The sequence below is a fragment of the Dactylosporangium sp. NPDC006015 genome (assembly GCF_040614215.1).
GTDB classification, from domain to species: domain Bacteria; phylum Actinomycetota; class Actinomycetes; order Mycobacteriales; family Micromonosporaceae; genus Dactylosporangium; species Dactylosporangium maewongense.
This window is the reverse complement of sequence record NZ_JBEXUD010000025.1, coordinates 1-18,000: the sequence shown is the minus strand read 5'-3', so window position 1 is coordinate 18,000 and position 18,000 is coordinate 1. Positions and strand designations below refer to the sequence as shown.

The following is an 18,000-nucleotide window of genomic DNA, read 5'->3' as shown; positions in this document are numbered from 1 at the left end:
GCGGCCAGGCTACAAACATCTGATGTCTCTCGTCAATGCCGTGCGTGAGAACGCAAACATCAGCCGAGGTGGATGTGCAGGCCGCGAGGAAAGCGTTATCTGACGCCTCCTCGCCGAGTCGTGCCGATGTGGACCGCGCGCTGTTCCGCTGCTGTTCACCCCTTGAAGCCCGCGCGACATTCTGGCACTGTCAGTGGACGCTCGATCCGAGCGATTCCGCCGAAGCCGTCGTTGATCCGCTGCACCGCACCGCCTTGCGTGTGAGCGCTCACAACGGCATCCGTTGCCGCGCACCGGCCAGAGACGTGCGTCCGGCAGGTGTGTGCTGCAACCGTCTCTTGGAGGATCACATGCCTCGATCCCCGTTCTCCCGCCGCCGGTTCCTGACCGTGCTCGGCGCTACCGGCGCGGCGGTGGCCGCCGGCGGCGCGGAGCTCATCCGCGCCCTGCCCGCGGCGGCCGCCATCCCCGGGCCGGCGAGCTACTCCGCCACGTGGGCGTCGGTCGACCAGCATCCACCCGCCGCTGAGTGGTTCCAGGACGCGAAGTTCGGCATCTACTACCACTGGGGCGTGTTCAGCGTGCCCGCGTACGCCAACGAGTGGTACCCGCGCAACATGTACAACAGCGGCTCGAACGAGAACAACCATCACAAGAGCGTGTACGGCGATCCGTCGGTGTGGCCGTACCACAACTTCATCGACGGTGCCCGGGACAAGGCCGGCAACTTCGTGCAGTTCGCGCCCAAGCTGCGCTCCGCCGGCGGGAACTTCGACCCGGACGAGTGGGCGCAGCTGTTCCTCGACGCCGGCGCGAAGTTCGCCGGGCCGGTGGCCGAGCACCACGACGGCTTCTCCATGTGGAACAGCACCGTCAACGAGTGGAACTCGGTCAGCAGGGGACCGCGGCTCGACCTGCTGCGGCTGCACGCCGACGCGATCCGTGGCAAGGGCCTGAAGCTGCTCGTCGCGATGCATCACGCGTACAACTTCACCGGCTTCTACCAGTGGGTGCCGGCGCAGTCCGACGCGAGCCTGCGCAAGCTCTACGGCCAGCTCGGCGCCGCCGCTGAGCAGCAGCTGTGGTACGACAAACTGCGCGAGGTGATCGACGGGTACCAGCCCGACATCCTGTGGCAGGACTTCAACCTGTCGCAGCTGCCGGAGTCGCGGCGGCTGGACTTCCTGTCGTACTACTACAACCGCGCGGTCGCCTGGAACAAGGAGGTCGTCGCCACCTACAAGGACGGCTTCAACACCAGGGGCGAGGTCTTCGACTTCGAGCGCGGCGGGCCGGCCGGCATCCAGAGCCCGTACTGGCTCACCGACGACAGCATCTCCAGCTCGAGCTGGTGCTACACGGTCGGCATCGGCTACTACTCGGCCAACGCGCTGCTGCACGCGCTGATCGACCGGGTCAGCAAGAACGGCAACATGGTGCTCAACATCGCGCCGATGGCCGACGGCACCATCCCGTCGGGCCAGCGCACCGTCCTGCTGAGCATCGGCGACTACCTGCGCCGCTTCGGCGAGTCCGTCTACAGCACCCGGGCCTGGAGCGCCTACGGCGAGGGGCCGACGCAGATGGGCGGCGGGACGTTCCAGACGCCGCGGACCGGCACCGCGCAGGACATCCGGTTCACCCGCAGCAAGGACAACCGGGTGCTGTACGCGACGATCCTCGGCTGGCCCGGCAGTACGGTCAACATCACCACCCTGTCCGCGGGCCGGATCAACCTCGGCACGCTGACCTCCGTGCAACTGCTGGGCTCCACCGCCGGGACGTACATCAACCTGCCCACCCGGACCCAGGACGGCAGCGGCCTGCGGATCACCATGCCGTCGGGCACGGCGCCGTACAGCGCTCCTGCGTACGTGGTGAAGCTGACCTTCTCCGGCTCCATCCCGGCGCTCGGCGGCGGCACCGGTGTCCCCACCGGTTGGGCCAGGATCTCCAACGTCGCGACGGGCCTGGCGCTGGACAGCGGCGGCAGCGTCGCGTCCGGATCGCAGCTCAAGCAGTGGAGCTGGGACGGCAGCGCGAACCTGCAGTGGCAGCTGGTCGACGCCGGAAGCGGCTGGTACCGCATCGTGAACCGTACCAACGGGATGGTCGCCGACAGCTGGGGCGACACCGCGAACGGCGCGACCGCGCGGCAGGCGCCGTGGAACGGCGGCAACAACCAGCAGTGGCGGCTCGACAGCATGGGCAACGGCCGCTACCAGATCGTCAACCGCGGCACCGGCACCGTCCTGGACAGCGGCGGCGACACCACCGTCGGGTCGCGGGTGAAGCTGTGGGCGGCGGGCTCCAGCACCAACCTGCAGTGGACCGTCACCGCGGTCTGACCGCCGGCGCCGATGGCAGGAACATCAGATGTTCCAGTCGAAAAGCGTCGGTAGTGTCGGTGACGGTGGGTCATCAGCGCAGGGCTATGGACAGTCTCCAGGGCCTGGTCTATAAATACATCTGATGTCTGGCGGATTCCTCGTCAGTCAGGTCCGCTGTACGCCCCGCACAACACCCCCTCGCGCGCCGCCTGCGCCACCCACACCCCGACATCCGGTCCACGCTCCCGCGTCCGCGGGTAGCGGCGGTCGACCGTGCCGACCTGCGCTTCGCGGCGCGCACCCATATCGAAGCGCACCACGGAAGGAGACCGGTGCACCGTAAAGCTCTGCTCGGCTGCGGTCTGGCTGTCGCGCTCGGCGCGGCCATGCTCACCACTGGCTGCGGCGATGACGGCAAGTCCGGCACTGGCACCACGGGAGGTGCGGCGCCGCTGGTCGGGGTCGACTACCCGCGTTCGGACACCGACTTCTGGAACTCCTACATCAAGTACGCGCCGCAGTTCGCCAAGGAGCTGGGTGTCGAGCTCAAGGCCACCAACTCGCAGAACGACATCGCGAACCTCATCTCCAACGCGCAGACGTTCATCAGTCAGGGCGTGAAGGGTGTGGTGATGGCGCCGCAGGACACCGCGGCGATCGCCCCGACCCTGGGCCAGTTCGAGGCGAAGAAGATCCCGGTCGTCACCATCGACACGAGGCCCGACACCGGCAAGGTGTTCATGGTGGTGCGGGCCGACAACCGCGCCTACGGCACCAAGGCGTGCCAGTTCCTGGGCACGAAGCTCGGCGGCAAGGGCAAGGTCGTCATGCTGCAGGGCGACCTCGCCTCGATCAACGGCCGGGACCGCACCGAAGCCTTCAACGAGTGCATGAAGAAGGACTTCCCCGGCATCACCGTCTTCGGCGAGGCCACCGACTGGAAGGCCGACGTCGCCGCGGCGAAGCTGCAGACCCGGTTCGCGTCCGACCCGGACGTCAAGGGCATCTACATGCAGTCGTCGTTCGCGCTGTCGGGCACGCTGCAGATCCTCAAGCAGAAGGGCATGCAGGTCCCGCCGTCGGACCCGAAGCACGTCTTCATCGTCTCCAACGACGGGATCCCCGAAGAACTCAAGAACATCGGCAGCGGCGCCATGGACGCGACCGTCAGCCAGCCGGCCGACCTCTACGCCAAGTACGGGCTCTACTACGTCAAGGCGGCGATCGACGGCAAGACGTTCCAGCCCGGCCCGACCGACCACGGCAGCACCATCATCCAGGTCCGCGACGGCCTGCTCGAGGACCAGCTCGCCGCGCCGCTGGTGACCCAGGACGGGGCCACCATCGGCGGCCAGCCCAGCCTCAAGTTCGACGACAAGTCCCTGTGGGGCAACAGCGTATGAGCTCCACCCGGCAAGGCACGACCGACGGGCCGGTCCCCAGCGGCCGGCCCGTCGTCGAGGCCGTGAACATCACCAAGCGGTTCGGCTCGACCGTCGCGCTGTCCGAGGCCGGCATCGTGGTGCACCAGGGCGAGACCCACGCCCTGGTCGGGCGCAACGGCGCCGGCAAGTCGACCCTCGTCAGCATCCTCACCGGCCTGCAGGCGCCCGACGACGGCGCCGTCGCCTTCGACGGCACGCCGGCGCCGTCGCTCGGCGATCGAGACGGGTGGCGGCGGCGCGTGGCGTGCGTGTACCAGAAGTCGACCATCATCCCGGCGCTGACCGTGGCGGAGAACCTCTTCCTCAACCGGCACGCACGCGGGCCGGGCCGGCTGATCCGCTGGTCCGCGCTGCGGCGTGAGGCCGAGCAACTGCTCGCCACCTGGGCGGTCGACGTCGACGTACGCCAGCCGGCCTCAACGCTGTCCGTGGAGCAGCGGCAGTTCGTGGAGATCGCGCGGGCCCTGTCGTTCGGTGCGCGGTTCATCATCCTCGACGAGCCGACCGCGCAGCTGGACGCCGCCGGCATCAACCGGCTGTTCGGACGGATCCGCGACCTGCGGGCGCAAGGGGTCACCTTCCTGTTCATCAGCCATCACCTGCAGGAGATCTACGAGATCTGCGATCAGGTGACGGTCTTCCGCGACGCCCGGCACATCCTCACCGCGCCGGTGGCGGACCTGAGCCGCCAGGCGCTGGTGGCCGCGATGACCGGCGAGGACGTGAGCATGCCCGAGGCCACCCACCGGCCGCTGGCGGCCGACGCTCCGGTGCTGCTGTCCGTCCGCGGGCTGGCCACCCGCTCCGGCGCCGAGCTGTCGATGGACGCGAGGGCGGGAGAGGTCGTCGGCATCGCCGGCGGCGGAGGCAGCGGCAAGGTCGAGGTCGCCGAGGCGATCGTCGGCCTGTCCCGCCCTGCGGCCGGGACGGTCGTGCTCGACGGCCGGGTGCTGCGCCCGGGCGACGTGCCGGACGCGCTCGACGCCGGCGTCGGCCTGGTGCCACAGGACCGGCACCGGGAGGGCCTGGTGCCGCAGCTGTCCATCGGGGAGAACGTCACGATGACCGTCCCGCATCGCATCGGACGCAACGGGTTCATCTCCCCGGCCCGCCGCGACGTCTTCGCCCGTGCCGCGATCGCCGACCTCGCCGTCAAGGCACCCGGTCCGCATGTGCCGGTCTCCGAGCTCTCCGGCGGAAACCAGCAGAAGGTCGTGATGGGTCGCGCCCTGGCCGGCGACCCGAAGCTGCTCGTGCTCATCACGCCGACCGCCGGCGTCGACGTGCGCTCCAAACAGACGCTGCTCGGCGTCGTGGAAAAGGTGCGTCGTCAAGGCACCGCCGTGCTCATCGTCTCCGACGAGCTGGACGACCTGCGCCAGTGCGACCGGGTGCTGGTGATGTTCCGGGGCCGGGTGGTCGGGGAGAAGGCGCACGGCTGGACCGACAACGAACTGGTAGCCGCCATGGAGGGGGTCGATGTCGACCATGACTGACACGTTGCCCGAGACCGCGGTGTCCGCGCCGTCCGAGGTACGCCGGAGTCTGGCCTTCGCGCGGCTTCGGGACCTGGCGCTGGTGCCGGCGATCGTCGCCGTCGCCGTCGTCGGATACATCGTCAATCCGGTGTTCCTGCAGTCGGACAACATCGTCAACGTGCTGCAGAGCATGTCGGAGATCTCCGTGCTGGTGCTCGCCCAGACCATGGTGCTGATCACCGGCAAGATGGACCTGTCGCTGGAGTCGACGTTCGGGCTCGCCCCCGGCATCGCCGCCTGGCTGATCATCGACCCGGCCGTCACCCACGGGCTCGGCGTCCACGTCCTGCCGCCGGCCCTGGCCATCCCGGTCGTGCTGCTCGTCGGCGTTCTGGTCGGTGCCTTCAACGGTCTGCTCATCGTCCGCTTCGGCCTCAACGGGTTCATCGTCACCCTCGGCATGCTCATCGTCCTGCGCGGCCTGCTGACCGGGATCTCCGGCGGCAAGACCTTCTTCGCCCTGCCGACGTCGATGACCTACCTCGGCTCCACCGCCTGGCTCGGGGTTCCCGCATCGGTCTGGATCTCGCTGCTGCTGTTCGCGGCCGGGATCGTCGTGCTCGGCTACACCCGCGCCGGCCGCGCGCTCTACGCGATCGGCGGCAACGTCGACGCGGCCCGCGCGGCCGGCATCCGCACCGACCGGATCCTGTGGACCACGCTGATCGTCGCCAGTGCGCTGGCGGCGCTCGCGGGCCTGATGATGAGCGGCCGGCTCGCCGCCGTGCCCGCCGCGCAGGGCAACGGCGCCATCTTCCAGGTCTTCGCCGCGGCGGTCATCGGCGGCGTCAGCCTCAACGGCGGCAAGGGCACCGTGTTCGGTGCGTTCACCGGAGTCCTGCTGCTGTTCATGATCATAAATGTGTTGACGCTGGCCGGCGTGCCTGCCCAGTGGACGAACTTCCTCAACGGCGCCGTCATCCTCGTCGCGCTGGTGCTGTCCCGGATCACCGGGGGCAAGGCCCAAACGTAAGCCGGCCCGCGATCGCCCGGTGCTGCCGTGCAGCGCCGAGACCCCACGACCCTCCAAGGAGCATTGGTGACTGAGCGCATCTCGTCCGTGGACACCGTCGACGTCCGATTCCCCACCTCCCGTCACCGGGACGGGTCCGACGCGATGAACCCGTTCCCGGACTACTCCGCCGCCTACGTGGTGCTGCGCACCACCTCGGGCGCGGAAGGCCACGGGCTCGTGTTCACCGTCGGCCGGGGGACCGAGATCGCGGTCGCGGCGATGCGGTCTCTCGCCGGCATGGTCGTCGGGCAGCCCGTCGAGGAGCTGCTCGCCGACCCGGGCGCCGTTGCCCGGCGCCTCACCGGGGACAGCCAGATCCGCTGGCTCGGCCCGGAGAAAGGCGTCGTGCACATGGCTGCCGGCGGGCTGGTCAACGCCGTGTGGGACCTCGCCGCCCGGCGGGCCGGCAAGCCGCTGTGGAAGCTGCTGGCCGACCTCACCCCCGAGCAGCTGGTGGCCCAGATCGACTTCCGCTACCTGCGCGACGCGCTCACCGAGGACGAGGCGCTCGCGCTGCTGCGGGGCGCCGCCGGTGGCCGGGCGGACCGGGAGCGGATCCTGTTGGAGCGCGGCTATCCGGCCTACACCACGACCCCGGGCTGGCTCGGCTACGACGACGAGAAGCTCGCCCGGCTGTGCCGGGAGGCCGTCGACGCCGGCTATCACCTGATCAAGCTGAAGGTCGGCGGCAACCTGGCCGACGACGTGCGCCGGATGGGCATCGCCCGGCAGGCCGTCGGTCCGGAGATCCGCATCGCGGTGGACGCCAACCAGATCTGGGGCGTGCCCGACGCCATCGGATGGATGCGCGAGCTCAGCGCCTTCGACCCGTACTGGATCGAGGAGCCGACGTCACCGGACGACGTGCTGGGCCACGCCGCGGTCCGCAGAGCGGTCGCGCCGGTCAAGGTCGCCACCGGCGAACACGGCCACAACGCCGTGATGTTCAAGCAGCTGCTGCAGGCCGGCGCGATCGACGTGGTGCAGATCGACGCGTGCCGGGTCGCCGGCGTCAACGAGAACCTGGCGATCCTGCTGCTCGCGCAGAAGTTCGGGGTGCCGGTCTGCCCGCACGCCGGCGGCGTGGGACTGTGCGAGCTGGTGCAGCACCTGGCGATGTTCGACTTCGTCGCCGTCAGCGGCAGCACCGAGGACAGGGCCATCGAGTACGTGGACCACCTGCACGAGCACTTCGTCGACCCGGTGCGCATCAGCGGCGGCCGTTACCTGGCACCGACGGCGCCGGGCATGAGCGCGCAGATCGTCCCCGCGTCGCTGGCCGCGTTCCGCTTCCCGGACGGCCCGGAATGGGCCGCGGAGGCGCAGCCGCTTACCACCGTCGCCTGACGCCCGCATCCACCACGACCACGGAGGCGACGTGATCCTCGACGCCCACCACCACTTGTGGCAGCCCGAACAGGGCTATCACTGGCTCGACGAGCCGGGCCTGGAAGCCATCCGGCGGCCGTTCACACCCGCCGACCTGACCGCCGAGCTCGCCGCGGCCGGTGTCGCCGGCACCGTCCTCGTCGAGGGCGGCCGTTGCCACCCCGGCGAGGCCGCGCAGTTCCTGGGACACGCCGCCGACACCCCGGCGATCGCCGGGGTCGTGGCGTGGATCGACGTGGCGGCAACCGGTGTGGCGGCGACCATCCGGCGGTACCGCCGGCTGCGTGGCGGCGAGCTGCTGGTCGGGCTGCGCGCGCAGGTGCAGGGTGAGGACGACCCCGACTACCTCGACCGGCCCGCCGTGCGGCGCGGCCTTGCCCAGATAGGCGCGGCGGGTCTGGTCTTCGACCTGGTGATCCGGGCCGACCAACTGCCGAGCGCCGCACGCGCGGCGCGAGCGGTGCCACAGCTCCGCTTCGTGCTCGACCACTTGGGTAAGCCGCGCATCGACGACGGTGCGGAGGGACTGCGGCGGTGGCGGGGACCGTTCGCTGCCCTGGCTGCCAATCCCAATGTCACCTGCAAGCTGTCGGGGATGGTCACCGAGGCCGGGCCCGGGTGGAAGGTCGAGGCGCTGCGCCCGTTCGTCGCCGTCGCGGTGGAGCGCTTCGGCCCCGGGCGGCTGATGTTCGGCTCGGACTGGCCGGTGTGCCTGCTGGTCGCCGACTACCGCGGCGTGCTCGCCGCCCTCCGCGAAGCGTTGCCTGCGCTGTCGCCGGGGGACCACGCCGAGATCTTCGCCGGGACGGCGATGCGAACCTACGGACTGGCCGGGCGGCTGCGGCCCGCACGGCGGTCCGGCGCGCCGGCATGACCCGCGGCGCCGTCGCGGGCCGCCTGCCGCGCCGCGTCCTGCTACCGGCCGTCGCCGATCGGAGCGGACAGCACCGCGCGCAGCCACGCCTCGGAGGTGTTGACGTGCAGCAACGCGCTGGCGTGGGCGAGCAGCTGATCCCGGGACCGCAGCGCGAGGTAGATGGCGTGATGCTCGTCGATCGTCTTGTGCGCCGAGTTACCCTCGATCAGCCCGCGCCACACCCGGGCCCGCAGGGTGCGGCTCGACAGCCCGTCCAGCAGCGAGGTCAGCGTCTCGTTGCCGGTCGCCGCGACCACGGTGCGGTGGAACGCCGTGTCGAACCCGATGAGCTTCTCCGCGTCGCCGGCGGCGCCGCGCATGTCCTCGAGGATCTGCGCGAGCTCGTCGAGGTCATCCTCGGACATGCGCAATGCCGCCATACCGGTCGCCACCGGCTCCAGCATGCGCCGCACCTCCATGACCTCCAGCAGGGTGTCGTCGCGCAGCAGTTCGACCGCGACGCCGAGACCCTCCAGCAGCAGCCGCGGCGCGAGGCTCGTCACGTAGGTGCCGTCCCCGCGGCGCACGTCGAGCACGCGGGCCGACTCGAGCACCTTCACCGCCTCCCGCACCCCGCTGCGCGACAGCCCCATCTGTGCGGCGAGCTGCTGCTCCGGGGGCAGCCGCGAACCCGGCGGCAGCTCACCACTCTGGATCATGGTGCGGATCCTGGTGATCGCCTCGTCGGTCAGTGCCACCGCGTCTCCTCCGAGCCGGTCCTGGACCCGCCGGCACGGGAGGCGTCCCGGCGGACCTCCACTATAGATACATCAGATGTTTGCCGCGGTCGGACACCCCGGCCGTGCCGGCTCCGGCGAGGACAACGACACCGCATCCGAAAGAGGACCCAGATGCAACGCTACGGCTCCGTGATCCGGCTCCGGCCGGAGTACCGGGACGAGTACCTGCGGCTGCACGCCGCCGTGTGGCCCAGCGTCCAGCGGACGCTGCGACAGGCGAACATCCGCAACTACACGATCTTCCTGCACGGCGATCTGCTGTTCGGCTACTACGAGTACGTCGGCGCCGACCACGCCGCCGACCAGGCCAGGATCGCCGCGGACCCGCAGACCCAGCAGTGGTGGACCCTCACCGACCCGTGTCAGGAATCCCTCGCCGAGCCCGGCTCCGGGCACTGGTGGGCCCCGATGCGCGAGGTGTGGCACCTGAGCGAGGAGGACGCATGAACCCCAGTGCCCGCTACGTGGGCGACCGCACGTTCGTCGTCGAGGACATCGATGCGGTGCCACCCGGTCCGGGGCAGGTGCGCATCGACGTGGCGTACACCGGCATCTGCGGCACCGACCTGCACATCCTGCACGGCGCCATGGACCACCGGGTGCGCCTGCCCGCGGTCATCGGGCACGAGATGTCCGGCCGCATCGCAGCGCTCGGCGAGGGCGTCACCGGGCACGCCGTCGGCGATCCGGTGACGGTCATGCCGCTGAACTGGTGCGGGAACTGCCCCGCGTGCGCCGCCGGGCACACCCACATCTGCCACCGGCTGGACTTCGTGGGCATCGACTCGACCGGATCGATGCAACGGTGCTGGACCGTGCCGGCCGGCATCCTGGTGCCGCTCCCGGCGGACCTGCCCCTGCGGCACGCGGCCTTGATCGAGCCGACCGCGGTGGCGGTGCACGACGTGCGCCGCTCCCGGCTCCGCGCCGGTGAGCACGCGGTCGTCATCGGAGCCGGCCCGGTCGGGCTGCTCATCGCCAAGGTCGCCCAGACCACCGGCGCCGCGGTCACCGTCCTGGAGCTCGACCCGCACCGCCGTGCCGTCGCCGCGGACCTCGGCCTGCCGACCGTCGACCCGGTGGCGCTCGATCCCGCCGCCCACGTGCGGGACGCCACCGGCGGCGCGGGCGCCGACGTGGTGTTCGAGGTGTCCGGATCCGCTGCCGGAGTACGAACGGCCACGGAACTCCTTGCCGTGCGGGGGCGCCTCGTCGTCGTCGCGATCCACCCGGCCCCGCGCGAGGTCGACCTGCACCGCGTCTTCTGGCGCGAACTGGAGATGATCGGCGTCCGGGTCTACCAACGCGACGACTACGACGAGGCCGTCCGCCTCGTGTACAGCGGGCAGGTGCCGGCCGAACGGCTCATCTCCCGCATCGTGCCGCTGGAGCACGTGGCGGCCGCGTTCCAGGCCCTCGAGGCCGGCGGCGACGTCAAGGTGCTCGTCGACTGCGGAGGCGACACGTGAGCCCGTCGGTCCCGAACCCGTTCGACCTGACCGGCAGGCTCGCCGTGGTGACCGGATGCCGCCGCGGCATCGGCATGGCGATGGCGGAAGCGCTGGCCGGCGCCGGCGCGGACATCATCGGCGTCAGCGCCGCGCTGGAGGACACCGGCAGCGAGATCGCCGAACGGGTCGAGCGCCAAGGCCGGTCGTTCACGCCGTACCGCGCCGACCTGTCCGACCGCGGTGCCGTCCGCGAGCTCGCGGCGTGGCTGAGCGGGCCGGCCTGCACGGTCGACATCCTGGTCAACAACGCGGGCACGATCCGCCGGGCTCCGGCCGAGGTGCACACCGACGAGGACTGGGACCACGTCCTCGAGGTCGATCTCAGCGCCCAGTTCGTGCTCGCCCGCGACGTCGGCCGGGGAATGCTGCGGCGCGGCGCCGGGAAGATCATCTTCACCGCGTCCATGCTGAGCTTCCAGGGCGGCGTCACGGTGCCCGGCTACGCTGCCGCGAAGTCCGGCATCGCCGGTCTGACCCGCGCCCTGGCCAACGAGTGGGCCGGCCGTGGCGTCAACGTCAACGCGATCGCACCCGGCTACATCGCCACCGACAACACCCAGGCGCTGCGGGACCAGCCTGACCGCAACCGCGCCATCATGGAGCGGATCCCGGCCGGGCGCTGGGGCCGGGCCGAAGACCTGGCCGGCGTCACGGTGTTCCTCGCCTCCGACGCGTCGAGCTACGTGCACGGCGCCGTCATCCCGGTCGACGGAGGCTGGCTCGGCCGATGACCCGGGCGCGTCACCTGTGCCGGGCGCTCCCCGGCGGACCGGTGCGATGCCGCCGTCGTAGCCGACGTTCCCGGCGGCGGCACCGTCCTGGGCCGGCGCGGTGTTCCGGAACTTTCCCGGCGGCTTCGACGCGCACGGCCGCATTCCGCGCAGAGGGAAGCATCGACACATGCAAGACCTTGCTCCTCATACGTATGATGTTTACTCTCTGCGTGGTGGCGCGCCGGTCCGAGGTGACGGGCCGCCCTGTGAGAGCCCTGCGCCGACCGGCACCCCAGCCGACGCGATCACCCGCCGGCGCGCCGTTCACCGCCGAACGAACGGCCGGCGAGCCCCGCCGACGGGCAGAGAAGAAGGGACCGAAACGTGAAGTCAGCGTTCTCCACCGCTGGAAGGTTGCTCACGGCGGTTGCGGTGTCCGTCGCCGCCGTGCTGCTGCCGGCCGTCGCAAGCCCGCCACCGGCCGCGGCCGCCACGCAGGCGACGTTCTACGTCGCCCCCGACGGTAGCGACACCAATGCCGGCACGATCGCGGCGCCGTTCAAGACCGTGCAGCGCGCGCGGGACGCCGTCCGCACCGTCAACGCGAACATGACCGGCGACATCTACGTGTACCTCCGCGGCGGCAGCTATCCGATCTCCAGCACCATCGAGTTCGCGCCGAGCGACTCCGGCACGAACGGCTACCGCGTCGTGTACGCCGCCTACCAGAACGAGCGCCCCGTGCTGGAGGCCGGCGTTCAGGTCACCGGCTGGACGCAGCACAGCGGCAACATCTGGAAGGCACCGCTCAACCGGAGCAACAAGCTGCGGTCGCTGTACGTGAACGGCAAGCGGGCGGTCATGGCCACCAAGACCGTCAACTCGGCCGGGTGCTACGGCACCTACACCGTCAGCGCGGGACAGGCTGCCTGGGCGTGGGAGTCCGGCTCGGAATGCGACGGGTCCAAGTACAGCCTCGCGGACTTCCCCGCCGTCGCCCGCAACCAGGACGACATCGAGATCGAGACGGCGACGACCTGGACCACCGCCATCGTGGGGGTCCGCCAGGTCACCACGAGCGCGGACGGCGCGAACCGGGTGGCGCTGTTCCAGCAGCCCGGCGCGGCGATCGCCCAGGGTTCGTTCAACGGCGACGCCCAGGCCGGCGGCAGCCACAAGCTGATGAACGCCTACGAGTTCCTGGACGCGCCCGGCGAGTTCTTCTTCGACAAGACGAGCCGGGTGTTGTACTACTACAAGTCGAGTTCCGAGGACATGACGACCGCGCCGGTGTACGCGCCGAACAACGTGACCACCGCGCTGCGGGTCGCCGGTCAGTCCACGAGCAGCCACGTCCGGAACATCACCTTCTCCGGGCTCACCGTCGAGCACTCGGACTGGAACCTGTTCAACGTCGCCGGCTCCGCCTTCAAGCAGGCGCAGCAGGGCAATCTCGGTGCCTCCGCGTACGCGAAGGGCAACTTCCACGACTACTACTACCGCAACGTCGACGTCGCACCCGGTGCCGTCCAGATCGACAACGCCGACGGGATCGTGCTGGAACGCAACCGCATCCAGCACACCGGCGCCGACGGCGTCAACATGGTCAACGACGTGCAGAACAGCCGGCTGATCGGGAACGCCACCAACGACATCGCCGGCTCCGCGGTCACGGTGGGCCATCCGCAGCACGTGTACATCGGCGACGGCACCTCGACGAACCGCGAGAAGTACTCCGCCCAGGTCGAGGGCCTGAGCAAGAACATCGAGATCAAGAACAACTACCTCTACGACAGCGCCGTGCTGTTCAACGGGCACAGCCCCGTCTCCGCGTACTTCGCCGACACGCTGAGCATCCAGCACAACCGGATCGAGAAGGCGCCCTGGGCGGGCATCACCCTCGGCTGGGGCTGGTGGAACTTCGACGGGTCGGCGGGCTCGATCGCGCCGAACCGGCCGACCACCACGGCGCGGAACAACACCATCAGCTACAACCACATCATCGACACCGTGCAGCGCCTCAGCGACACGGCCCCGATCTACACGCTGGGCAGCCAGCCGGGCACCACCATCACCAACAACTACCTCGAGGGCGTCCCGGCCGGTCACAAGTACGGACTCCACCCGGACGAAGGATCGGCGTACATCACCTTCAGGGACAACGTGCTCAGCGTCGACAAGAACGTCACGTGGCTCATCAACTCCGACGACTGGGGCCGCAAGCACGACCTGAGCATCACTGCTACGTACGGCGCCATCAACAAGGTCTCGAACAAGACGCTGCCGAACAGCACCGTCCAGGACATCGTCGTCTCCGCCGACTACGTGTGGCCGGCGGCCGCGTACGGCATCGCGGTGAACGCCGGGATCGAGGAGCCGTACCGCGACATCGTCGCCTCGGGTCAGGCCGCGAACCTCGTGCTGCCGGCCAGCACCTTCGTCGCCGGCGCGACGGCCACCGTCCCGATCCGCAGTGCCGGCGACGCGACCAGGACCGTCTGGCTGGCCCCGTCGGGCACGACCAGCTTCGTCACCGGTCCGACGATGACCAGCGCGGGCGGCACCGCGACGTCCATCGCCGTGCCGGCGTCGGCGGGGGAGTACCGGCTCTTCGTGCTCGACGCGCAGGGAAACCGGTCGGCCGAGTCGAAGTGGCTCGTGCGGCAGCAGGGCGGCGGCAGCAGCCAGCAGAACGTGATGATGGCCGGGGGCGCGTCCGGCCGGTGCGTCGACATCGGTGGCACGAACCCCGCCAACGGCACCCAGGCGCAGCTGTGGGACTGCCACGGCGGGACCAACCAGCGGTTCACCGCCACCTCGGGCAAGCAGCTGACGGTGTTCGGCACCAAGTGCCTGGACGCCAGCGGCCGGGGCACGACCAACGGCACGGCCGTGGTGATCTGGGACTGCAACGGTCAGGCCAACCAGCAGTGGAACCTCAACGCCAACGGCACCATCACCGGCGTGCAGTCCGGCCTGTGCCTGGACGCCAACGGGGCCGGCACCGGCAACGGCACGAAGATCATCCTGTGGTCCTGCAACGGCGGCAGCAACCAGCAGTGGAGCCTGCGCGGCTGAGGGCTTTCGCTGCCTGGGTCGCACGGCCGGCCGGGTCCACCGGTCGGCCGTGCGGCGCCCCGCCGCCCGCGGCGTTGGCGGACGTCGCGGGCGGCGCTGGGTGACGTGTGGCGCGGCCCGGGTCAGTACGGATTGCCGGGCAGGTTGAGGCGCACGCTGAAGATGCCGGAGCCCGACGAGGGCGTGCCGGAGGTGATGAACAGGGTGCGGCCGTCGGGGCCGCCGAAGGCCGCGTTGGTGGTGCCGCGGCCGACGGTGATGGTGCCCAGCCGCGTGCCGCTCGGGGCGTACACCTGGACGGTGCCGTCGGGGTTCGACGCCCAGTAGAGGTTGCCGGCGCAGTCGATCGTCACCCCGTCCGGGCCGTTCATCGACGCGAACAGAGTGCGCGCGCCGATGCTGCCGTCGGCGCCGACGGGGTACCGGAAGATCTGGTTGGTGCCCATGGCGGCGACGTACAGGGTGCGGCCGTCCGGTGCGAGGGCGATGCCGTTGGGCTGTCGCAGGCCGCCGTCGACGAGCTCGACGCGGCCGCCGCGCACGCGGTAGACGCCGGTCACGCCGTTCATGGCATCGGGCCGGTTGCCGCGCTGGTAGGTCGGGTCGGTGAAGTAGACGGTGCCGTCGGCGGCGACGGTGAGGTCGTTGGGTGAGTTGAACAGCCGCCCGTCGTAGTCGGCGGCGACCGTCGTGCGGGAGCGGTCGGCCAGGCTGAAGGCGGAGACGCTGCGCTGGTCGTGGGTCGCCCCGTGCCGTTGGTGGTGCCGCGCCCGTAGGCGTCCAGGCACTTGGTGCCGAACACCGTCAGCTGCCTGCCCGAGGTGTACGTCCACCGCTGGTTGGTGCGGCCGGTGCAGTCCCACAGCTGCGTCTGTGCACCGTTGGCGGTCGAGGCGCCGTTGACGTCCAGGCACCGTCCCGACTGGGCGCCGACGATGGGTGTGCTCTGCCCCGGCATGATCGGCGCCGCGAGAGCCGGGGTGCGGGCGGCCACGACCGTGCCGGCGAGCGCCGCGGCCACCGCGAGGGCGCCGGCCGCGACGGCCGGTCGTCTGCGACCGCCGGGTGCGATGTGCGAGTCGGTCATGGCGCTCCTTGGAATTCGATATTGATCGATTGCTTAATTCTGCGTGCATGCGTCTGGCGGGTCAATTGTTTCGAAAACCGTGGCCGCTGTTCGGGTCCCCGGAATTGGCTCCGGAAAACTGTTATTCGTGACCATGCGGCCGGGTCGTCGCCGAAAATTACGCAATCTGTGGATCGACAGGCAGGTCGTCCCAACTGGGGATATGTATTTTCGGGTACGATTCTGCAGTCGTTCGACTTGAATGTTGCCGGCGATTCTGGCAGCGTCGCGGTCTCAGGTGCGAACGTTCCGCCAGGCGCTCGCTGATTGGCCGGCGCTGCTGGCGCCAAGGTCACGCCCGGTCTGGGATGTTAGCGCTCACGCGGTGCATCGATTACCGGAAGCAAGGGAGACCGAGGTGGCTGGAAGCCGGCGGAAGAGATCGTCCGCCATCAGAGCGCTGACCGCTGGTGTGGTCGGTGTCGTGGCCGTCGCCGTGGCCGCGGTGATGATGCCGGCGGCGGACGCGGCGGCGAGCACGCTGGGTGCGGCGGCGGCGCAGTCGGGCCGGTATTTCGGCACGGCGGTCGCGGCCGGTCGGCTGGGCGACTCGACGTACACGACGATCGCCGGCCGTGAGTTCAACATGATCACGGCCGAGAACGAGATGAAGCCCGATGCGACGGAGCCGCAGCGGGGGCAGTTCAACTTCAGCTCGGGCGACCAGATCTACAACTGGGCGACCCAGCGGGGGATGAAGGTGCGCGGGCACACCCTGGCGTGGCACGGGCAGCAGCCGGGGTGGATGCAGAGCCTGTCCGGCAGCAACCTGCGGCAGGCGATGATCGACCACATCAACGGGGTGATGGGCCACTACAAGGGCAAGCTCGCCTACTGGGACGTGGTGAACGAGGCCTTCAACGAGGACGGCAGCCGCCGGCAGTCCAACCTGCAGGGCACCGGCAACGACTGGATCGAGGTGGCGTTCCGCACTGCGCGCAACGCCGACCCGTCCGTCAAGCTCTGCTACAACGACTACAACATCGAGAACTGGTCCTACGGCAAGACGCAGGGCGTCTACCGGATGATCCAGGACTTCAAGTCCCGGGGGGTGCCGATCGACTGTGTCGGGCTGCAGACCCACTTCACCGGCGGTAGCTCGCTGCCGGGGAACTTCCAGACGACGCTGTCGAGCTTCGCGGCGCTCGGGGTGGACGTGGCGCTGACCGAGGTCGACGTCACGAACTCCTCGACGTCGCAGTACGGCGGGCTGACCCAGGCATGCATGAACGTGCCCCGCTGCGTCGGCATCACCGTCTGGGGCGTGCGGGACAGCGACTCGTGGCGGTCCAACGAGAGCCCGCTGCTGTTCGACGGCGGCGGCAACAAGAAGGCCGCCTACACCTCGGTCCTCAACGCCCTCAACGCCGCCGGCCCGACCACCTCGCCGACGGCGAGCCCGACCTCCTCGCCGACCGGGAGCACCCCGCCCGGCACGCCGGGCGGCACCAACGAGATCGTCGGCACGCAGTCCGGCAGGTGCTTCGACGTCCCCAACGCCACGCAGACCAACGGCACCCGGGTGCAGCTGTACGACTGCCACGGCCAGTCCAACCAGCAATGGACGTACACGTCGGGCAAGGCGCTGCAGGTGTACGGCAACAAGTGCCTGGACGCCAACGCCAACGGCACCGCCAACGGCACCGCCATCATCATCTGGGACTGCAACGGCGGGACCAACCAGCAGTGGAACGTCAACGCCAACGGCACGATCAGCGGCGTGCAGTCCGGGCGCTGCCTGGACGTGTGGGGCACCGGCAACGGTCAGCAGGTGCAGCTGTACGACTGCCACGGCCAGGCCAACCAGCAGTTCAAGCTCGTCTCGCTCGGCGGCCCGACCTCGCCGCCGCCGTCCTCGCCGTCGCAGTCGCCGGGCGGGTCGTGCTCGCTGCCGTCGTCGTACCGGTGGACGTCGACGGGCGCCCTCACCAACCCGCAGAACGGGTGGGTGTCGCTGAAGGACTTCACCAATGTCGTCTACAACGGCAAGCACCTGGTCTACGCGTCGAACGTCTCCAGTGGAGGCTCGTACGGCTCGATGAGCTTCGGCCTCTTCACCAACTGGTCGGACATGGGTTCGGCCACCCAGACCGGGATGAGCCAGGGCACGGTGGCGCCGACGCTGTTCTACTTCGCGCCGAAGAACGTCTGGGTGCTGGCCTACCAGTGGGGGCCGAACGCGTTCAACTACAAGACTTC

General features: G+C 70.0%; 13 protein-coding genes and 1 pseudogene. 11 read left to right on the top strand and 3 right to left on the bottom strand.

The window, feature by feature from the left end; genetic code table 11:
• Window positions 1–350 precede the first annotated feature (350 nt).
• The 6 genes from ABZ321_RS34885 to ABZ321_RS34860 all read left to right on the top strand — a co-directional run bounded on the left by ABZ321_RS34885 (window position 351) and on the right by ABZ321_RS34860 (window position 8,591).
• Window positions 351–2,348, top strand: coding sequence for an alpha-L-fucosidase (locus ABZ321_RS34885; RefSeq protein WP_354899295.1), 1,998 nt, complete (start codon window positions 351–353; stop codon window positions 2,346–2,348).
• A 314-nt stretch (window positions 2,349–2,662) separates the two neighbouring features.
• Window positions 2,663–3,733, top strand: a complete 1,071-nt coding sequence (locus tag ABZ321_RS34880) for a sugar ABC transporter substrate-binding protein (protein WP_354899292.1) — start codon at window positions 2,663–2,665, stop codon at window positions 3,731–3,733.
• Window positions 3,730–5,271 (top strand): sugar ABC transporter ATP-binding protein, encoded by a 1,542-nt coding sequence (locus ABZ321_RS34875; protein ID WP_354899290.1) that lies wholly within the window; start codon window positions 3,730–3,732, stop codon window positions 5,269–5,271. Before ABZ321_RS34880 ends, ABZ321_RS34875 begins: the two co-directional genes overlap by 4 nt.
• The gene (locus ABZ321_RS34870; protein WP_354899287.1) at window positions 5,264–6,286 is read left to right on the top strand and encodes an ABC transporter permease; all 1,023 of its coding nucleotides are present in this window, start codon (window positions 5,264–5,266) and stop codon (window positions 6,284–6,286) included. Before ABZ321_RS34875 ends, ABZ321_RS34870 begins: the two co-directional genes overlap by 8 nt.
• Window positions 6,287–6,349: 63 nt before the next feature.
• Window positions 6,350–7,675, top strand: a complete 1,326-nt coding sequence (locus tag ABZ321_RS34865; protein ID WP_354899284.1) for an enolase C-terminal domain-like protein — start codon at window positions 6,350–6,352, stop codon at window positions 7,673–7,675.
• A gap of 31 nt (window positions 7,676–7,706) precedes the next feature.
• On the top strand, window positions 7,707–8,591 hold the full coding sequence (locus tag ABZ321_RS34860; protein ID WP_354899281.1) for an amidohydrolase family protein: 885 nt from the start codon (window positions 7,707–7,709) through the stop codon (window positions 8,589–8,591).
• Between the two features lie 41 nt (window positions 8,592–8,632).
• On the opposite strand, the gene ABZ321_RS34855 is transcribed toward ABZ321_RS34860, so the two are convergent.
• Window positions 8,633–9,331 (bottom strand): FadR/GntR family transcriptional regulator, encoded by a 699-nt coding sequence (locus ABZ321_RS34855; protein WP_344511351.1) that lies wholly within the window; start codon window positions 9,329–9,331, stop codon window positions 8,633–8,635.
• 153 nt (window positions 9,332–9,484) lie between these two features.
• Here ABZ321_RS34855 and ABZ321_RS34850 point away from each other — a divergent pair, with 153 nt between their 5' ends.
• The 4 genes from ABZ321_RS34850 (at window position 9,485) to ABZ321_RS34835 (ending at window position 14,675) form a co-directional block, all read left to right on the top strand.
• Window positions 9,485–9,820, top strand: a complete 336-nt coding sequence (locus ABZ321_RS34850) for an L-rhamnose mutarotase (RefSeq protein WP_354899278.1) — start codon at window positions 9,485–9,487, stop codon at window positions 9,818–9,820.
• A complete protein-coding gene (locus ABZ321_RS34845; protein WP_354899275.1) occupies window positions 9,817–10,842 on the top strand; it encodes an alcohol dehydrogenase catalytic domain-containing protein in 1,026 nt (341 codons plus the stop codon). Before ABZ321_RS34850 ends, ABZ321_RS34845 begins: the two co-directional genes overlap by 4 nt.
• Window positions 10,839–11,615, top strand: a complete 777-nt coding sequence (locus ABZ321_RS34840; RefSeq protein ID WP_344511357.1) for an SDR family oxidoreductase — start codon at window positions 10,839–10,841, stop codon at window positions 11,613–11,615. Before ABZ321_RS34845 ends, ABZ321_RS34840 begins: the two co-directional genes overlap by 4 nt.
• Window positions 11,616–11,981: 366 nt before the next feature.
• Complete coding sequence (locus tag ABZ321_RS34835) at window positions 11,982–14,675, top strand: ricin-type beta-trefoil lectin domain protein (RefSeq protein ID WP_354899272.1); 2,694 nt, start codon at window positions 11,982–11,984, stop codon at window positions 14,673–14,675.
• Window positions 14,676–14,797: 122 nt separating this feature from the next.
• Here the strand turns inward: ABZ321_RS34835 and ABZ321_RS34830 are convergent, their stop codons facing one another.
• Both ABZ321_RS34830 and ABZ321_RS34825 read right to left on the bottom strand, forming a co-directional pair.
• The gene (locus ABZ321_RS34830; RefSeq protein WP_354899269.1) at window positions 14,798–15,463 is read right to left on the bottom strand and encodes an SMP-30/gluconolactonase/LRE family protein; all 666 of its coding nucleotides are present in this window, start codon (window positions 15,461–15,463) and stop codon (window positions 14,798–14,800) included.
• A 20-nt stretch (window positions 15,464–15,483) separates the two neighbouring features.
• A pseudogene (locus ABZ321_RS34825) lies at window positions 15,484–15,633 on the bottom strand (RICIN domain-containing protein); the annotation flags it as partial.
• Between the two features lie 592 nt (window positions 15,634–16,225).
• Between ABZ321_RS34825 and ABZ321_RS34820 the strand changes: the two are divergent.
• The coding region (locus ABZ321_RS34820) for a non-reducing end alpha-L-arabinofuranosidase family hydrolase (protein ID WP_354899266.1) at window positions 16,226–18,000 on the top strand (1,775 nt) is incomplete at its 3' end.